At 42.5% G+C, this 17,478-nt stretch carries 16 protein-coding genes; 4 read left to right on the top strand and 12 right to left on the bottom strand.

Features of this window, described 5'->3' with window-relative positions; translation table 11 throughout:
• Positions 1-7: 7 nt before the first annotated feature.
• The 8 genes from NYE25_RS25685 to NYE25_RS25650 all read right to left on the bottom strand — a co-directional run bounded on the left by NYE25_RS25685 (position 8) and on the right by NYE25_RS25650 (position 7,776).
• Positions 8-943, bottom strand: coding sequence for a glycosyltransferase (locus tag NYE25_RS25685; RefSeq protein ID WP_042185173.1), 936 nt, complete (start codon positions 941-943; stop codon positions 8-10).
• Positions 944-968: 25 nt separating this feature from the next.
• The gene (locus NYE25_RS25680; RefSeq protein ID WP_042124430.1) at positions 969-1,661 is read right to left on the bottom strand and encodes a sugar transferase; all 693 of its coding nucleotides are present in this window, start codon (positions 1,659-1,661) and stop codon (positions 969-971) included.
• Positions 1,662-1,691: 30 nt separating this feature from the next.
• A complete protein-coding gene (galU, locus tag NYE25_RS25675; RefSeq protein ID WP_042185171.1) occupies positions 1,692-2,582 on the bottom strand; it encodes a UTP--glucose-1-phosphate uridylyltransferase GalU in 891 nt (296 codons plus the stop codon).
• Between the two features lie 83 nt (positions 2,583-2,665).
• Positions 2,666-3,307, bottom strand: coding sequence for a CpsD/CapB family tyrosine-protein kinase (locus tag NYE25_RS25670; RefSeq protein ID WP_042185169.1), 642 nt, complete (start codon positions 3,305-3,307; stop codon positions 2,666-2,668).
• Positions 3,291-4,031 carry a YveK family protein gene (locus tag NYE25_RS25665; RefSeq protein ID WP_076283895.1) on the bottom strand — a complete coding sequence of 247 codons (741 nt, stop codon included), beginning with the start codon at positions 4,029-4,031 and terminating at the stop codon, positions 3,291-3,293. Before NYE25_RS25665 ends, NYE25_RS25670 begins: the two co-directional genes overlap by 17 nt.
• A 265-nt stretch (positions 4,032-4,296) precedes the next feature.
• The gene (locus tag NYE25_RS25660) at positions 4,297-4,932 is read right to left on the bottom strand and encodes a response regulator (protein ID WP_042185164.1); all 636 of its coding nucleotides are present in this window, start codon (positions 4,930-4,932) and stop codon (positions 4,297-4,299) included.
• A gap of 25 nt (positions 4,933-4,957) precedes the next feature.
• Positions 4,958-6,604: a sensor histidine kinase gene (locus tag NYE25_RS25655; protein ID WP_341147179.1), complete on the bottom strand. Its 1,647-nt coding sequence runs from the start codon at positions 6,602-6,604 to the stop codon at positions 4,958-4,960.
• Positions 6,605-6,921: 317 nt separating this feature from the next.
• Positions 6,922-7,776: an AraC family transcriptional regulator gene (locus NYE25_RS25650; protein ID WP_341147178.1), complete on the bottom strand. Its 855-nt coding sequence runs from the start codon at positions 7,774-7,776 to the stop codon at positions 6,922-6,924.
• A gap of 84 nt (positions 7,777-7,860) precedes the next feature.
• Between NYE25_RS25650 and NYE25_RS25645 the strand changes: the two genes are divergently transcribed.
• The gene (locus NYE25_RS25645) at positions 7,861-9,771 is read left to right on the top strand and encodes a family 20 glycosylhydrolase (RefSeq protein WP_341147177.1); all 1,911 of its coding nucleotides are present in this window, start codon (positions 7,861-7,863) and stop codon (positions 9,769-9,771) included.
• 41 nt (positions 9,772-9,812) lie between these two features.
• Here NYE25_RS25645 and NYE25_RS25640 read toward each other — a convergent pair whose 3' ends face one another.
• On the bottom strand, positions 9,813-10,106 hold the full coding sequence (locus tag NYE25_RS25640) for a hypothetical protein (RefSeq protein WP_341147176.1): 294 nt from the start codon (positions 10,104-10,106) through the stop codon (positions 9,813-9,815).
• A 103-nt stretch (positions 10,107-10,209) separates the two neighbouring features.
• Between NYE25_RS25640 and NYE25_RS25635 the strand changes: the two genes are divergently transcribed.
• Positions 10,210-11,145, top strand: coding sequence for a hypothetical protein (locus tag NYE25_RS25635; RefSeq protein ID WP_341147175.1), 936 nt, complete (start codon positions 10,210-10,212; stop codon positions 11,143-11,145).
• 94 nt (positions 11,146-11,239) lie between these two features.
• On the top strand, positions 11,240-11,479 hold the full coding sequence (locus NYE25_RS25630) for an NHLP leader peptide family RiPP precursor (protein WP_170880314.1): 240 nt from the start codon (positions 11,240-11,242) through the stop codon (positions 11,477-11,479).
• A gap of 16 nt (positions 11,480-11,495) precedes the next feature.
• Here NYE25_RS25630 and NYE25_RS25625 read toward each other — a convergent pair whose 3' ends face one another.
• Entirely contained in the window at positions 11,496-13,406 is a 1,911-nt protein-coding gene (locus NYE25_RS25625) for a HAMP domain-containing sensor histidine kinase (RefSeq protein WP_341147784.1), read from the bottom strand.
• A 114-nt stretch (positions 13,407-13,520) separates the two neighbouring features.
• The gene (locus NYE25_RS25620; RefSeq protein WP_341147174.1) at positions 13,521-15,419 is read right to left on the bottom strand and encodes an ATP-binding protein; all 1,899 of its coding nucleotides are present in this window, start codon (positions 15,417-15,419) and stop codon (positions 13,521-13,523) included.
• A gap of 224 nt (positions 15,420-15,643) precedes the next feature.
• Here NYE25_RS25620 and NYE25_RS25615 point away from each other — a divergent pair, with 224 nt between their 5' ends.
• Positions 15,644-16,042: a hypothetical protein gene (locus tag NYE25_RS25615; protein ID WP_339800753.1), complete on the top strand. Its 399-nt coding sequence runs from the start codon at positions 15,644-15,646 to the stop codon at positions 16,040-16,042.
• A gap of 92 nt (positions 16,043-16,134) precedes the next feature.
• Here the strand turns inward: NYE25_RS25615 and NYE25_RS25610 are convergent, their stop codons facing one another.
• Complete coding sequence (locus NYE25_RS25610) at positions 16,135-17,340, bottom strand: MFS transporter (protein WP_341147173.1); 1,206 nt, start codon at positions 17,338-17,340, stop codon at positions 16,135-16,137.
• Positions 17,341-17,478: the final 138 nt, after the last annotated feature.

Raw genomic sequence — 17,478 nt, 5'->3', positions numbered from 1 at the left:
TAATCCCTCACCCCGCTGCGGAATGCCTCTCCCGATTGAGAATCATATGAAGCGTTCCACGAATACTCTCCAGCCTGCATTTGTTCAAAAGCCTTCTTCCTTTACTTCTTGAGAGGATCGAATCAGCCAGGATATACACGAGCTTAGCGGCTGTCTTTCCCACTAGAAGCAGCTTGCCTTTTAGTCCTTCGCTTTTCATAGCGTTAGAGATACCTTGGCTATAATAGCGCCTCATAATCCAGTCTTCCGTCAAACGGGCCGCCGGAACGAAATGGTCAACCGCCATTTCCGGATGATAGAGGATGGAATGCCCTTCTTTTTGAATCTGTCCGAATAACCAGGTCTCTTCACCGGAGAGTAGAGAATCACCCTTTCTTCCGAGATCCAGGGGAAAAAGACTGATGTCGAATACGAGCTTCCGCATCGCCATATTGGCCCCACAAGGATGAAGTTGCTTGGGATATTCCTTAATCCGGCTACCTAAATCAACAATCGTATACGGAAGCTCAAAGGGTTTAATCAACCAGTCCGGACGTTTACTTTCGAATATCGGAGCGATTTTGCCTCCCATAGCCATGACCTCCGGTTTACTCTCGAAAGTACTGACAATCGTTGTTATCCAACGCTGGCAAGGTATCGCATCATCATCGAGAAAGGCAATCAGCGGCGATTTGGAAGCCAGAATTCCTGTATTTCTAGCCGCTGAAAGCCCCTGCATAGGTTCCATCATGTAGCGGATATCCATATCAGCTCCATGCTTTCCTATAAACTTTTTGACGCAAGCTTCAGTATCATCCTTGGAACAGTTATCCACAACAATGATCTCCGCCTGCTCTAAGTGATCCAGCTTTAAAAGTGACTGAAGCGTCTTGATCAATAAAGGTGCTCTGTTGTAGGTACAGATGATAATGGAAAGCTTAGGAACGTCTCCGTATTCACGCATCGGCATTCACCTAATTTCCACATTATTAATAAGCATCTTTTGAACCGAGTAACATCAGTCCGGTTTTAGCAATGATTTTTAGATCCAGCATGGTGCTCCGAATATGGATGTAGGTTAAGTCCAGCTGTACCATTTCGTCGAAGCCGACACTGTTTCGGGCATTTACTTGCCAATATCCGGTACAACCTGGAGTAACCGTCAAACGCTGTTTGTCATATTCCGTATACTGAGCCACCTCTTCTGGCAGCGGAGGACGAGGACCGACCAGACTCATTTGACCTATCAGCACATTCCACAGCTGAGGCAGCTCATCGATGCTCGTCTTGCGCAGGAATCTCCCTATCTGTGTGATCCGCGGATCGTTCTTAATCTTGAACATGGCACCGCTCACTTCGTTATAGGCCATCAGGTTTTCTTTTAACTCTTCAGCGTTACTAACCATGGATCTGAACTTATACATCGGGAACTGCTTTTCATTCTTCCCAACCCGATTTTGCCGAAAGAACACCTTTCCTTTCGGATCCTCCAGCTTGATCAGAATCGCCACGACAACAAATAATGGCATTAACACGAGAAGACCAAGAGCGGAAAAAAAGATATCGATCATCCGTTTCATTATCAAATAGGACTCCGCTTCTTTCCTTCTCTCATCGGTATGCAGCATGTAAAGTTTCGGCAGGACCGCCTCGTAGTCTTCCGGCAGTTTTTGCATGCTCATCCTCCTCATCTAAAATTTTGCGAACTCAACTTAACTACTCAAGCTGGTTTGTCCCATTTTATTCAGCCATTCCGCCATTGCATCCATCACCGGATAGCGCAAATCTTCGCTCTGCAGTGCAAATTCAAGTGTTGTCAAAATATATCCAAGCCGCTCGCCGACATCATATCTTGTTCCGTCAAAATTATAGGCATATACCCGTTCGCTCTGATTCAGCTTCTGAATGGCATCTGTCAACTGGATCTCTCCGCCAGCGCCTTCTTCCATCAAATCGAGATACTTAAAGATCTTTGGAGTAAACACATAACGGCCCATGATCGCCAGATTAGAAGGTGCCGTACCTAGTGGCGGCTTCTCTACAAAATTGTTAACCCGATACAATTTACCGTCCTGCAAATCCGGTTCAATAATACCGTAGCGATTCGTGAATTCATCAGGAATCTCTTGAACTCCGATAACCGAGTTTTGTGTTTCTTCATATTGATCGATCAGCTGCTTAAGGCAAGGTACGGCTCCTGTGACGATATCATCGCCTAGCATGACACCGAATGGCTCATCTCCGATAAACCGTCTTGCACACCATACGGCATGCCCCAGACCCTTCGGTTCTTTCTGGCGGATATAGTGAATTTCTACCTTGGCTGAACGCTGAACCTCTTTAAGCAGATCCAGCTTTCCATCTTCCAGAAGCCTAGACTCCAGCTCAAACGCATTGTCAAAATGATCCTCAATGGCCCTTTTACCTTTACCAGTAACAATGATGATATCTTCAATACCGGAAGCAATAGCTTCCTCCACAATGTATTGAATGGTTGGTTTATTGATAATCGGAAGCATTTCTTTAGGCATGGCTTTCGTTGCAGGAAGAAAGCGCGTACCTAGTCCTGCCGCGGGTATGATTACTTTTTTTACCTTTTTCATCGCACTTTACCTCCTAAAAGTTTTGTAAGCATTAGCTTCAATGATTTGACTTCGAGCAAAACTTACTTCGAAAGCATAAACATTTACTTCGCCTGGTTCATGGCAATTCCGATTAGATTAGAGCCGGTCTGTTCAAGCAGCGTCTTCGCTTTGCGGATCGATTCCCGTTTGGACTTTCCGTATCTGGCCACCAGGATCACGCCGTCCGCTTGAGGTGCCAATATACGAGCATCACTGAAATCGACTGCCGAAGGAGAATCCAGCAGGATCAGATCGTAGTTTTCTTTTAGTTCCTCAAGCAAAGCGGTCATTTTAGGGTTGCCCAGCAAATCCGGCGGACTAACATGCGTTTTACCCGCCGGGATGACCGAAAGATTGGCCAAATTTCCGAGGACAGCGATGTTATCCGCTTCCTCTTGCCCACTTAAATAAGCCGCAAGCCCGTCACTACCCTCTACTTCAAACACTGTATGAAGACCGGGATGTCGCAGATTGCAGTCCACCACCGCTACCTTCTTGCCATCCTGGACGAAAGACACCGCTAGATTTGACAAAATCGTCGTCTTGCCTGCTCCAGCTTCTGCTGACGTAAAGAGTAGCACTTTTCCTCCGCTACCCTGCGCTATTCCAAGCTGGCGTATATATGTGCGTAGCGATCGGAACGATTCCGAGATATGCGAGGATGGATTAACGTCCGTAACCAGACTCTTATTTAGCCGCAACATAAGCACCCTCCTTCACTCTTGTGTTGCCGCCTGCTGCCTTACCCAAATCGCGTTTACGAATGGTTGCGATCGAAGCAATTACCGGTAGACCAAGGTCATATTCCGCTTCCTTTTCAGACCTTAATGTGCCGTTAAGAGTTTCCATCAGCAAAATAATTCCTAGGGCTGCCATAAGCGATACAACAAAGCTGATGATGAGATTCATCGCAAACCCGCCGTTCGAGGGCCCTGGAACATCAGTCGGATCGGCCGGTGTCAGCAAGGTCACATTGTCTACCCTCATCAGCGATGGCAATTCACGAATGAATGTCTGCGAAACCGCATTTACGATCCCGGCAGCTTTGGTGTAGTTTTCATCCTGAACATTGAGGTTGATCACCTGGCTCTTCTCTGAAGTTTTAATCTCAAGCTTCTGACTTAGTTCATCAGCCGTCAGACCAAACTCCGGGTGATTTTCTATTACGCTTTTCATGATGGTCGGTGATTTCATAATTTCCTTGTAACTCTCAATTAAATTCAGGCTAAAGCTCAAATCGTTAAGATTGTTGCTCTCGGGAGCCTTGGCAATATTGTTGACAAGCAGCTGTCCGGAAGCGGAATAGACGGGTTCAACGAAGTTTTTACTAACGTAGTAAGTCGTAGCACAGGAGATCAAAACGAACACCATGATGAGCCAAAACCTTTTTTTAATCAGGTTAATGTAATCCAGAATCGTCTTTTCCACAGTAACCCTCCTTCCGCTAAAATTACATTCTGAAAGCATTCATGAAAGTTTCAGTTGTTGCTTTAATTCTATCAATCCACACCATTCGCCACATGGCTCATATCATCACTTTCCTCTTCACTTTGGAGTAAGACGTTGTACTCCTTAAGAGGGGGGTGAGGTATACTTTAGCGCCATATTTAGGGCTAATTTAAGTTTTGACGCACAAAAAAACACGGACATCGAGTCCGTGTTTATGTACAATGCTTATAAATTAGTTCAACTTTCACTCATAAGACATTTCATATTTGGTCAATCCGACAGCATTTGCGTAAAGCGCTGCCTGTGTACGATCTGCCACCTGTAATTTCGCTAAAATCTGACTGACATGCTTTTTCACTGTAAATTCACTAATAAAAAGACGTGAGGCAATTTCTCTGTTGCAAGCGCCCTGTCCTAGTTCGATTAAGACTTCCTTCTCTTTCGGGGTCAATTCATCTGTCGGACTGCTTTCACTCATTCGCATCTTATCTTCCATCAGACCAGGATCATAATACTTTCTTCCTTTATGGACCAACTGGATAGCAAATAGTAACTCTTCTGGCAATGCCTCTTTCAGTACATATCCGTCTACCAGCACTTCCTCAGCTTTCAGAAAATCCTCTCTGCTTGCAGATGATGTCAGCAGAATAAACTTACTAACGATTCCACGAGCACGCGCTTTCTTGATGACATCAAGTCCTGATTCATCCGCTAGCTTAAGATCAATGAGTACAAGGTCAGGCTGCGTCTCCTCAATCACAAGAAGCGCTTCTTGGCCGTTCGTCGCCTCTCCAGCAAACTTCACATTCGGTTGCATCGAAATAACGGATGCCAGCCCTCTTCTAACTAGAGGATGATCATCTACAATGACGATTTTCATTAGAAACGACCTCCCGCCCTAAAGTTTATGCATTCTTTAATTCAGCTACACCCACAGGAATGGAAATCAAGATTCTCGTTCCCATATTTTCATTACTGGACAGCTGGAAGTCGCCACCTAGCGACTGCGTCAAATATTGCATATTCTTCATGCCAAGCCCACTCGCACTATCTTCGGATTCAATCCATAACAAATCAGTATCAAAACCAACACCATTATCACAAATCAATAATCGAATCCAAGTCGGCTTCAGAGACAGTTCTACATCCACTCGACTGGCAGCACCATGCCTGATGGCATTACCAGTGGCTTCGGAGATAATTCGAAAAAGCGCCTTGTGGTAAGGATAAGGGAGACTGAAATCATCTCCCGTTATTTTTAATTCAATATCAACATCATTTAATCTGGATAAGCTCTTCAAATGTGATCTTACCATACCGAGCCATGTAGGCCCGCCACTCTTCTTGGAGCTAAGACTGTAGATCGTGATCCGCAGTTCTTTAGCAACCTTTGTAGCAGAGTCATGAATAAGCTCAATTTGTTCTTCTAGCTCATGATCTGACATTCTCTTCCACGATTCCTTCAGCGAATGCGTCGCATACACAATACCAAAAAGGCTTTGGGATACACTGTCGTGCATTTCATCCGCAATCCGGTTCTGTTCGTTCGTGATGATCAACCGGTTCTCAATCACACCAAGCTCATGCCTTTCAAGAATATTCGCACTTAGCTCAGATAAGAATATCAATTGTTGAATATACCATCTGCGGCCTTCCAGCCCCTCTGTAGACTCCAGCTTGAGTCCAATCATCCCTACAAATCGGGTGCTCATCCGTACAGGCATCAGCAGGAAATCTCCTAATCCCGGAAGATTTCTAAAAATAGGCTCTCGCTGCAATCTCCATTCATGTTCATGTTTGCCCAGTTCTGAGAATAAGAACTGTTCCTCTTCCTGCTGCCAGCCGGTCTGCCTGCTCTGCGGTGCTGGTTCTCCGCTTTTCTTGGCGAACCAAAACAAAGCCTTATCTAGCTTCGTTAGCTTAACAACATAATCGGTGATCACTTGACCGATATTCATGAAATCATGTTGGCTTGAGGTTTCCACGATATGGTACAGCGATTTGATATGCTCCATCGTCTCTTTCGTGCGAGCATTCGATTCTTCACGTTGCCGCTTCATCCGATTAACGATCTGCATTATTATAACCGTAAGTACCAGTGTTAGAAACAGATTCCCATTTACAAATACAATTTCCAAAAAAGTTTTGTTCGCAGAATTGATAAAAAAATAACAGAGCACCGCAAAAATACTGATGTAACTTAAAAGCAGCGACCATCCAAAATAAATGGACAATGAGCCCGCAGCAATCAATACAGGGTTTAGCACATAGAGCCTAAAGGAACTCTCGTACCCACCGGTAAACAAGGTCAATGCAATAATTCCCACCATCTCTATACTAACAGCTAGGAAGAGAGTCTTTGGCCTGCTTCGTAACCTCCGATAAAAAAATGAGAACGTTTGTGCAAACAGAAAGAGTATGGCTATAACAAGGGATTTATAAATTACGGAAGGTCCCGTTTTATCTAGAAGATACATGAGCGATGTGAGGGACAAAGAGAAGTACCTGTAATACTCAATCAGTTTGTCTTCTGCAGTTGGTTTGATTTTCATCCCACCACCCTATTCTCCAGTTTTTTTGGAAAATGCGAGATTGTACTGTGCTCGATAAAAGCATCATACATGAGAAAAATCACAATAACAAGTTGACATCTTCCATGTTTGCGCTTCCATTTGAAAAATAGTTACAAAAAATTTATTATTTTTTTAGAAGGTTTTATACCTAAAATTTGTCATTTTATCCACTATAGTTATTAAGAACTAACGTATTTATGTAATATTAACCCATAATTTTCAACATATCTTATAAAACGACAACAATTATACAATTATAACAATTCTCATTGGGACTCTAGTAGTATGATGTCGATTTAAATGTTACTACGACAAAGCTGTGGCGCAATCCCCATATACTTTTTAAATAAACGTGAAAAATAGAATGGATCATTATAATGAAGCATGCCCGATATTTCTTTTACTTGTAATGAGGTGTTGAGAAGCAGCTTTTTGGCCTCAGCCATTTTAAGACGGTGAATATATTCATGAAGCGGATACCCGCTACTACGCCGAACAAGACGACGAAGGGTAGACATCGAGATATGATGTTTTGCCGCAATTTGCTCTAGGTCCATTTCACCATAAATGCATAAATTCAGGTCCTCCCGAATCTGACGCATATAATCTGCCTGAGCATTCCAACTTTTTTCTTCTATTATAAAAGAACACTCCAATAGCATCCTTTCAACGAGTAGTGAGGCCCGATCCGCATCTGCAGGTTCTCCACTCTCCATTCGTTGTAATACCTCTTCAAATAAGGTCGAAAGACCCATGATCGAATTCGCTTGGAACACATTCCCGCCAGAGATTAGACCCGACTCCAGCCATTCCGATACACGTGTCCCATTAAAATTAATATAATACTCATCCCAGCTCCCTCCAGGTGGTGGACCGAAATTGTAACTGTATCCTGGGCGAAAAAAGAATAAGCTACCTTCACGCACCTGCTGTTCTTTACCTGAAGTCTCCATATAGGTGCCACCACCTGATACTATGTAAACAATAGCCCAGTGTTCAAAAACTACGCCTGAACGGAATAACGTTCTTCCAGGCAAATGGCCGGCTTGTCCTACTCTAATATTTTTAAGCTTCAGCTTAGAGGACTCAACCTTCGGATCAATAATTCGTATTGGATATGGACTGATCATATAATCCATGCGCTTGGACATTATAGACATTCCCCCCTCTGTTTAGTAGTGATAAGGTTATTGTGAAGTTGATCATATTCTACATGAATAAGAGGTGTCCACGCTATGCTTAATCATTCTACACTACTGCTTCTGCCTAATCCGCGTGAATTCACATTGTCACAGGGCTCATACCGTTTCCCAATAAGCGGAAGCATTGTGCTTCCTAGTACGGGAGAGGAAAGTTCAATGCCTGCTGCACAAAAGCTGCAAGCTGTGATTAAACAAGCCTTAAATCTTCATTTGACCTTATCTATTGGCACACGTCCAACGGTCGTATCCGCTTGTATCTTTAGCTATGTGCCGTCATTATCTGAGCAGGCATACGAAATAGTTGTTGATCAGAGCGGTATCGTTGTCTCCTATAGCTCACCTGTCGGTGCCTTCTACGCAGTAGCCACTCTGAAACAAATCATTGAACAAAGCGGCAGATCTATTCCTCATCTGCATATTCGCGATGAACCTGATTTTGGAGCTAGAGGGATAACCGTTGATATCAGCCGCAATAAAATTCCAAAGCAAGAAACCTTGTACCGAATCATTGACCTTATGGCCGATCTAAAGATGAACCAGCTTCAGCTATATATAGAAGGTACGCCGTTCGCGTACGAATCTTTCCCTCAAGTGTGGGAGCTTGAGACTCCAATCACAGGAGAGGAAATCTTGCTTCTAGATGCCTACTGTAAGGCGCGTTATATTGAGCTTGTTCCAAACCAGAACAGCTTTGGACATATGGAAGGCTGGCTTTCCCGTCCTGAATTCAATGCTTTAGCTGAAATTCCAGAGGGATTTATGCTTCCCAAGGAATTGTACATGGGAGATGTATATCCAGAAGGACTATTTATGCATCCCGGTACGTTTGATACCGAAGATCCTGCCGTGCTCCCTCTGCTAGAAAAAATGTTCGACGATCTGCTTCCATACTTCTCCTCTAATCAATTTAATGTAGGCTGTGATGAGACGTATGAGCTTGGTCTTGGCAAAAGCAAAGCGCTGGCTGAATCACAAGGTAAAGGTCAGATCTATTTATCTTTTCTTCAGAAGATTTATGAGCTTGTTACGAAACGCGGCAAGACGATGCAATTCTGGGGTGATATTATTATCCAACATCCCGAACTGATCCCTCACCTACCTAAAGATATTATTGCTATGGAATGGGGTTACAGTGCGGAACATCCTTTTGAGTCCGATACCCTCAAATTCCGTGAAGCAGGCATTCCTTTCTATGTCTGCCCAGGTACCAGCTCATGGAACTCCATTACAGGGCGTAGCGACAATATGTTTGCCAATCTGCGTAGTGCAGCTATTCATGGCAAAAATAATGGTTCTATCGGCTATCTCATTACCGATTGGGGTGATCATGGGCATTGGCAGCATCTCCCAATCAGCTACACTGGATATGTTTATGGTGCTGCGCTTTCCTGGAATGTAGATAACAATCTAGATGTAGACACTGCAAAATATTTAAATACATTCATCTTCGCGGATCGTTCCGAGGGTATTGGTCAACTACTCCTTGATCTCGGCAATTACTATCAGCTTGAATCCGAGATTATTCGTTCAAATGATACGGAAATGTCCCTGCTTCTTCGTACTAATCTCGACAATTTGTTAATTGTAGAGAAGCTTACCGAAGAGCATTTCAACAATCTTGAAGAATACATGCTCTCTATCGAGGCACGTCTCTCGGGGCTTGATCTTCAATGTGATGATGCTGATCTTGTTCTTAAGGAACTGAGTAACGGAATCCATTTTGTGAAGCACGCTGTGCAGCTTGGAAGAATTAAACTGCAGCTGGCATCCGCGCCAGATTCGATTGACCCTAATCTGATTACGGAGCAAATCAATGATTTGAATGTTCTTCTTCATCAATATCGTCTATTGTGGACCGAGCGCAACCGAATCGGTGGCTTAGATCAAAGTATTTGGAGACTTCTACGTCTTAGAGGTCAATACGAAGCATTGAAATCGAAGTAATTTCCTTTTCATAGCTGCAATTGGCGAGTCGAACGTTGAATTCAACGTTTCCGACTCGCTAAGCGCAGCTCTTCATATTGATTTTCAAGCATTTCCCGCTCCCGCTTTTCATGCTTTTCTCTGCCGATTCCCTCTTTCATGCTTTCCTCATCCTCATAGATTTGCCACAGATCAGAGAACAAATAATCTTTGATTTCTACTGTTTTTCCATTCAATATCCCATTGGTCCAAATAAGTCCCGCAGAGGTACGCATCACAATGCGGCCGTCTGGCGTTTCAGCCTTTTGCCCCATTCGAATAGTCATAAGCATTTGTCCAAAAGTAAAGCACTCCATTCGTCCTTGAACCTCCTAAATTTTAGTTGTAATGGAATAAAGAGAAGGATATAATCAGGGCGAAAGAACCAGTTTTTTGCAATTTTATTGTAGGAGGGATGCAATGGATTGGCTAAATGATTACGAAGAAGAACTCCGCTTAGTATTTCAAGAAAGTAGAAAGATTATCTCCGAATTTCCTGAGCCTCTAAATTCACAAGGCATGTCCTATCTTGAACATTTTAACGTATTCAATGCGGAAAGCCACAAAAATTACATATGTTATCTATTACCCTTTTGGCTTCAGAAAAGCTGTGGGCTCTCAGCAGAAATTACCCGTCAAATGTCGATGGGCAATGTCTTCTTCATGCTATATTTTTTCATACAGGATGACCTGATGGACAGCAAAGAATCCTCTACATACGAAAGATTACCTTTAGCGAACCTACTCTATGTTGAATTTTTGAATATCTACAGACTTTTATTTCCGAATGACTCCTCTTTCTGGACATCGTTCAATCGTTATATCGCTCAATGGGCAGACAGTGTTAGTAATGAAACCACCAGTGATTATTTTCTTAATGATCGGATCAAGGTCCCTTATAAAGCCAGTCCGCTCAAACTATCCAGTACCGCTGCCCTTCTGCTATCTGGTAAGGATTCTCTTGTACCGCAGTCTGAGGAAATGATCGACTCTGTTCTACTTACACTGCAAATGCTTGACGACTATGAAGACTGGAACCAAGATTTATCAGAAGGCAGCTATAATTGTCTCCTCTCACTCACACGAAGCTATCTATCCACTGATAAAGCAACCACACTCACATCAAAAGAGGTCGAATTCTTCCTGTTTACAGCAAACGGACTACGTACCTATACTGAGCTAGCGCAGGATACGCATCGCAAAGTAATGGCTTCCAGCTTAGATATACCTCATCTCCTAGCATTCCACTCCATGTTGGTGACGAACTTACAACAGATCTCAGATTCTATAGAAGCAGAAAAGCAGCTTTTACAAGGTGGAGGCTTGTTTTACTATTTGTCAAAAAATATACAATAAATCTATTATTTTGTAATAAAAAGAATAGATTTAGCACAATTGCTATGTTATATTATTAAAGGTAAATATATACATTTTGGAAAGGGTGATTATTATGTCAGAAGCAGTTCTTAGAAATCAAGTCATTCAAAAGGCATGGGAAGATCCAAGTTTTAAGCAAAGACTACTCGCAGATCCAAAAGCAGCTCTCCAAGAAGCGCTAGGCGTAATCATTCCCGACAGCGTTACCTTGAAAGCCGTTGAAGAAGGTTCAAATGAATTCTATCTTGTAATCCCACCAAGTCCATCATCAGATGTATTGAAAGCAACCGCAGCACCACGCGGTTCTTGGTAAGACAGCAGGATTAACCTCATAGGGAGTAGGAATCATCCGGAGCTTCTGCCAATGGCAGTATGGTAATGGATTCGGTTCCTACTCCTTTTTTGCTTGTAAATCTTACTTCACCTTGCATAGTTTCAATGATGCGGAAGGTGACCATCAAACCTAAACCTGTTCCTTTATTTTTCTTGGTGAAATATGGTTCTCCGAGTCGATGCAGAACATCAGGGTCCATTCCTTCCCCGTTATCTTTGATGTGAATAATCACTTTATTATCTTCACCGTACACCGACATATAAATGAACCCTTCTTCACTGAATGATTCAATGCTGTTCTTGATAATGTTAATGAACGCCTGCTTAAATTTCGAGGAATTTCCTTTTACCCATAATTGGCCGGATACATCCAGAATCATTTTCCCTCCATTGATGTGACACAGGGGCTGCATAATACTCTCAATATGCTTGAATTCATCATATAAATTCAGACTAGAGATCGTCTCAAATTCTGGTTTAGCAAAGGTTAAGAAATCTGTAATAATATTGGATGCACGATCTAGTTCACTTAGGGCCATTGACATATAAATTTGCTCTTCGTTAATGGATTTCTCGCTAAGCAGCTGAAGAAATCCCCGGGTGACTTGTAGTGGGTTTCTTACTTCATGAGCTACGGATGCAGCAAGCTCGCTAATGATCTCCATTTTTTCCGAACGCTCCAATTCATTGTTGAAACGCTCTAGTTCTCTAGAGTAATTAACAACCTGTTGATGGTTATAGGCTAATCTTCGTTCCAGAATTACGATCAAGGAAATAATGAAAGCAACCAGCCCCCACTTCCACAAGAACAAATCATAATTCCCTTTTTGGATGTAATACCATAATAGCTCTGCAACTACAGTAAACGCAGCGGTTCCAAATCCAATGGCAAACACAATAGCATCTTTATTTCCTTTAAGAGAGAACATAACCACACATGCGATCAGCAGGATGAATTGGAGGATAAGGATAAACCCTATAATGGTGGTAGAAATAAAATAATAGAACTCAATATAGCGATTATTTGATAGGAGATTGATTATAAGACATAACAAACAAAAAGAAGAGTAAAGCACTTGAAATTGACGAAATTTTCGAATGATACTGAATTTACCACTACCGAATAATTTCTCAAATAAAAAGGTAAGCGCTGGGAGAAGTGAAAAAAGGGCTAAGTCTAGGCAAACGTTACTAATTGGCCCCAATTTATTGTAAAAGGTATAGATGAAGGGGGAGTAGGTTATAGAAAGGATTCCGGTAGCCGCTATAACCACTGCTAGTGAAGCAACACTGGAGAAATAATCTCTGTTTATGTATAGAGCACTTATAAATAGAACGATAGCCACCAGAAAAAAAGCGCAGCCCAAAATCACATCACTTAGTCCATTCTCAATATATTCATTAATTAATTGACTATGTTCACCGATCATTACACTTTTTTTAATTCCAATTCTGTCTTGCATGGTTTCTGTCCAGATATATAGTGTTTTCCCGTTATCTTCTTTACTTAAAGGCAACAGCAAAGAATAGTTATCCTTGATATATTTACGATTTTCCTCGAAGATCAAACGATCCTCCACATACACTTTCACATGAAGAGCATATAAAGTATCGATATACACCGAAGGAGACACATAACTTAAATCGGGTAAGGAAATGCGGGTCCAAGAAGAGGATACTCCTGAAGGTAACTCTGGGAGTTCCTTCTTAGAATCTACGTTCATCCAGCTTTGCTGGCCTTCACTCCAAGGAATCTCTTGTCCTGCATTTCCTGTTTCATCCACCCATTTCATTTGCCACTTTGTAATTTCTTGAGATGAATTTGGGTTCGCTGCCGATACAATAATAGAGCCACAACCTATCAAGAGGAGTGAAAGGGTGATTGTAATGTGGAATATTCTAACCATCAAGCGCATATAGGCACCTCAGAAGGAAGTTTCAGAAACAATATTCTGTGTGTTACTACTTCGCTCACTATGCTACCCTTTCCTTCTAAAAAACGGAATAATCATTAAATTCTCCTAATTTTTTCTAGCCGTTGGCAATTTAATGATAATCTCCGTTCCTTCCCCCTTCTCACTTTGAAACTCAGTTGTCCCTTCCATCGCCTCAATTATTCGGAAGGTTACCATAAGTCCAAGTCCTGTTCCTTTTGTTTTATTAGAGTAATAAGGCTCACCCAATCGGGCCAGTTCACTACCATTCATCCCTTCTCCATTATCACGTACACTAATCATTACATGGGCTTCGGATTTCCAGGCCGTAACTCTAATAAGTCCATTATCCTGCAAAGCTTCGATGCTATTTTTTATAATATTAATAAACGCTTGTTTAAATTTGGCAGATGATCCAATCACGCAGAGTTCCGACTGCAGGTTGAGTTCAATGACTCCCCCTTGCAAATTCGCAAGCGGAGCGAGAATACCCGACACATGCCGTAACTCCTCGGATACATCAAGCCTCTCAATGGTCTCTAGCCCTGGCTTAGCAAAGGTAAGGAAGTCTGAGATAATAACCGTAGCTCTATCCAGTTCTGCGATAGCCATCTGCATATATTCCCTCTCCTTATAATCTGAGCGTTCTCCTAGGATCTGAAGGAAACCACGGGTTACCTGTAAAGGATTCCGTACCTCATGCGCTACAGAAGCTGCCAATTCACTTATAATCTCCATTTTCTCGGAACGCTGTAAATCATTATTAAACGTCTCAAGCTTACGAGAATATTCAACGAGTTGTTCATGGTTTCTCGTAAACCTTCTCCCCAGAATGACGATTAAGGATAATACGAAAACCATCATCCCCCACTTCCACCAATATAATTGATAGGATTCTCTGGATATGTAGTATACGATCAATTCGACAAGAGATATAAATGCAAAGATTGTAAAACCTGTAGTAAAAACAATAGCATCCCTATTGCCGCGATAAGTATGAATAAACGCTAAGCTTAACAGCAATATAATTTGCACAATCATAAAGATGCCTAGAACGTTAGCAGTCATCAATCTATAAAAGTCTTCCAGCTGATAAGAAAGAAGGATATTAATAACCATTAGTGAAAGACAGAATATAGAATAAACCAATTGAAACTTACGGAATCGGGTGACGATTTGCTTTTTCCCTGAACCGAATATTTTCTCAAAATAAAATGTTAAGGATGGCAATAAGGTATACAAGGCTAAATCAAAGAAAACAAGCACGACTTTCCCATAATCCCCAAGGATAATTGGCAAAAACGAAGAATACGTAACCACTATGACCCCAATGGATAAGAGAATTAACACCAACAAAAATCCGGCCGTAAAAAATCCTTTTCTCAAGAATAATGAACAAATAAACAGGACAATAGCTATAAAGATAAACGTCATCCCAATGATGATATCCATTAAGCCCTGCTTCACATAAATGGACAACAGCTCACTGTAGCGATCTACCCTTATTTCGCCTTCTATTCCTAAATCCTTGCTTCCTCCGTGTGTCCATATGTATAGTTCCTTCCCTCCATCTTCTGTGGATAAAGGAATTAGAATTTTGCTGCCGTTGAAATTGTATTTATTCTCAGAATCATATACTAACGCGTTATTCACATAAGCTTTGACGCTATTTCCATATACCTTATTAATGAATAATGCGGATTTCTCGCTCATTTGCGGCAAAGAAAACCGGAGCCACGCTGAGGATGTACCTTTTGGCGTCTCTGGTTTGTTATTATGAGGCGTTACGCGAATCCATTCATCATCTGAAGCTGCTACAGCTTCTTCGACAGTCTCTGCTTCTGTATTTCCAAATCTAATCTCCCAACTTGGCAGCGCAGAGTCTGATGATCCAGCACTCACTATCGCCGCACCGTAAGGCACTATTGCTGTTAGCAATAGAAATAATAGCAAAGTAGCCGCTATCTTTGGTTTTGGCAACTTCATCGTAGCACCTCAGTAATTCATTAGTTGTTTAAATGATCATATATGATTCTTAATTTCGACAACCTTCGCACTATTCCTGCCTATTCTTGTAAATTTTCTCGAAAAAAGACGTTATTTATCGGCGTTATTTCCCTGATTATTTATAAAACGATTCGATCATAGGCAATCGGGTAAAGATACATATGAGAAGTCCAAATCTTAACCTACCGAGGGAGTGAACGGCTATGGAAGATACACCTAATAAAACTGAAGCCGATTTTGCATATGAACGTTATATACAAGCTGATATTGATGTAGAGGATGTTGTCAATGAAGATGCCGACCCCGTGTTGGTTGGCGATAAATATTTGGCGGCGGATATTGGTTTAAACCAACCTGAGGAAACACTCGAAAGAAATGACTTACTGGAATCCGATGCATTCCTCGCCGCTGAAACGGCAGGACTAACAAGTAGCGATAATGCTGAGGACGAGGAGCTGCTAGAATTGGAAGAGGAGGATCCGCCATTGGAAGATATTCCTGATGCAGATGAGGTGTATCCTGGATCCATCATCGACCCTGCTTCACCACCAGTAGATGGCATGCCTGGAACGGACGTCTTAAATGGATCACAGGGAGATTAGACTATATAAAGCCGCCGGGCTAGGATCCGGCGGCTTTATTTGTTTTTCAATATGAGCACTTTCCTCAGTAAGGGTTACTCTTGAGCTGCCGGTTATTCTACTGAACGCGCTGCTGCAATTTGGGAATCCAGCTTACGGGTCTTAACCAATACCGCTGCTACAAGCAGCATCACCCCATTGATCACAAACACCCAGCGGATCTGGATAAAAGCCCCAAGTAATCCGCCTATAATAGGCCCGGCCATTGTCGCGAGTTGAGATGCCGCTTGGTTGAGACCAAAAGCACGTCCGCGAAACCCGGGCTCAATCACTTGTACAATCATTGCATTTACAGATGGAAGCACACCTGCATAGAACAAGCCGTAAGCAAAACGAAGAACGGCGAATTCTACATACCCTGTAACAAAGAATTGCAGAATATTACCGATACCTCCACCGATTAATCCAATGAACAAGATCATCCCGAAGCCCTTCCGGCTTCCGATTCTCCCCCACTGAGGAGCCATTAGCACAGTAGCAATACCCACAGCGGAGAATACAATTCCTGAGCTTAGCGAGGCGCTGCTTTTGGCGATTCCCATGTCTAGCAGATGTATCGGAATAAGCGGCTCCAGAATCATAACAGAAAAGGTGCTTATCCCCGCCAGCGATAGCAAAGTCATAAATGCGCGATTGCTTCGCGCTTCCTTGATATCATCACTTACATGAGACCTCGGAGCAGATCGGTCAAAATTCTCTTCTTTAGCAAAAAAAGTAGCGATAAGTGCCGAAACGAGTACAATACCTGCTGAGAATAAAAAAGCAACCCGATTGCTTGTGTAAAAGCTCACTACACCGCCGATCAATGGACCAATGATACTGCCCGTTGCTCCGGCTGTAGACATAATACTCAGCGCATAACCGGTCTTATCCTCAGGTGTGTTCGTAGCCACCATGGCTATCGCAGCCGGAACAAATCCAGCAAGCAATCCTTGCAGTACGCGCACGAGCAGAAAGACGTAAGGATCATGCACGAAGTAATTAATCAGATATAAGGCTGCCAAACTGAAGCCCGAGCGAATAAGCATCGGCTTCCGACCATATTTGTCGGCGAGGGAACCCCAGTAGGGAGAAATTAAAGCGCTGGCTAGAAAGGTTATGCCAAAACTAACCCCAGACCAAATTTCCAAATGATTCGTAACCCCAAGCTCGTCACTCAAAAAAATAGAGAGGAACGGAATAGAGATCGAATACGCCGTACTACAAAAAAAGACACCCACCCAAAGCACGATCAAGTTCCGTTTCCATGAAAAGCGCATGATCTACACATCCTTTCTTGATGTTCTCGCGGAAACATTCCTATTATTGTAAACCTCTTTTGAGAATGTGCCAATCCCACATGTCATAACTGACCTTTGCATGTAAAGGGACAAAGAGGTTATTATGAGAAGTACCTA

The organism is Paenibacillus sp. FSL E2-8871, from assembly GCF_038000345.1.
In the GTDB taxonomy this organism is placed as follows: domain Bacteria; phylum Bacillota; class Bacilli; order Paenibacillales; family Paenibacillaceae; genus Paenibacillus_AQ.
This window is presented reverse-complemented; position numbering and strand designations above follow the sequence as displayed.

Bases quoted from the DNA above. Each gene is read 5' to 3' on its own strand.
- NYE25_RS25620 (WP_341147174.1), bottom strand. From the start codon at position 15,419: ATGAAGTTGCCAAAACCAAAGATAGCGGCTACTTTGCTATTATTTCTA.
- NYE25_RS25660 (WP_042185164.1), bottom strand. From the start codon at position 4,932: ATGAAAATCGTCATTGTAGATGATCATCCTCTAGTTAGAAGAGGGCTG.
- NYE25_RS25680 (WP_042124430.1), bottom strand. From the start codon at position 1,661: ATGAGCATGCAAAAACTGCCGGAAGACTACGAGGCGGTCCTGCCGAAA.
- NYE25_RS25640 (WP_341147176.1), bottom strand. From the start codon at position 10,106: ATGGAGTGCTTTACTTTTGGACAAATGCTTATGACTATTCGAATGGGG.
- NYE25_RS25610 (WP_341147173.1), bottom strand. From the start codon at position 17,340: ATGCGCTTTTCATGGAAACGGAACTTGATCGTGCTTTGGGTGGGTGTC.
- galU (WP_042185171.1), bottom strand. From the start codon at position 2,582: ATGAAAAAGGTAAAAAAAGTAATCATACCCGCGGCAGGACTAGGTACG.
- NYE25_RS25655 (WP_341147179.1), bottom strand. From the start codon at position 6,604: ATGAAAATCAAACCAACTGCAGAAGACAAACTGATTGAGTATTACAGG.
- NYE25_RS25650 (WP_341147178.1), bottom strand. From the start codon at position 7,776: ATGTCCAAGCGCATGGATTATATGATCAGTCCATATCCAATACGAATT.
- NYE25_RS25615 (WP_339800753.1), top strand. From the start codon at position 15,644: ATGGAAGATACACCTAATAAAACTGAAGCCGATTTTGCATATGAACGT.
- NYE25_RS25625 (WP_341147784.1), bottom strand. From the start codon at position 13,406: ATGGTTAGAATATTCCACATTACAATCACCCTTTCACTCCTCTTGATA.
- NYE25_RS25670 (WP_042185169.1), bottom strand. From the start codon at position 3,307: ATGTTGCGGCTAAATAAGAGTCTGGTTACGGACGTTAATCCATCCTCG.
- NYE25_RS25630 (WP_170880314.1), top strand. From the start codon at position 11,240: ATGTCAGAAGCAGTTCTTAGAAATCAAGTCATTCAAAAGGCATGGGAA.
- NYE25_RS25635 (WP_341147175.1), top strand. From the start codon at position 10,210: ATGGATTGGCTAAATGATTACGAAGAAGAACTCCGCTTAGTATTTCAA.
- NYE25_RS25685 (WP_042185173.1), bottom strand. From the start codon at position 943: ATGCGTGAATACGGAGACGTTCCTAAGCTTTCCATTATCATCTGTACC.
- NYE25_RS25645 (WP_341147177.1), top strand. From the start codon at position 7,861: ATGCTTAATCATTCTACACTACTGCTTCTGCCTAATCCGCGTGAATTC.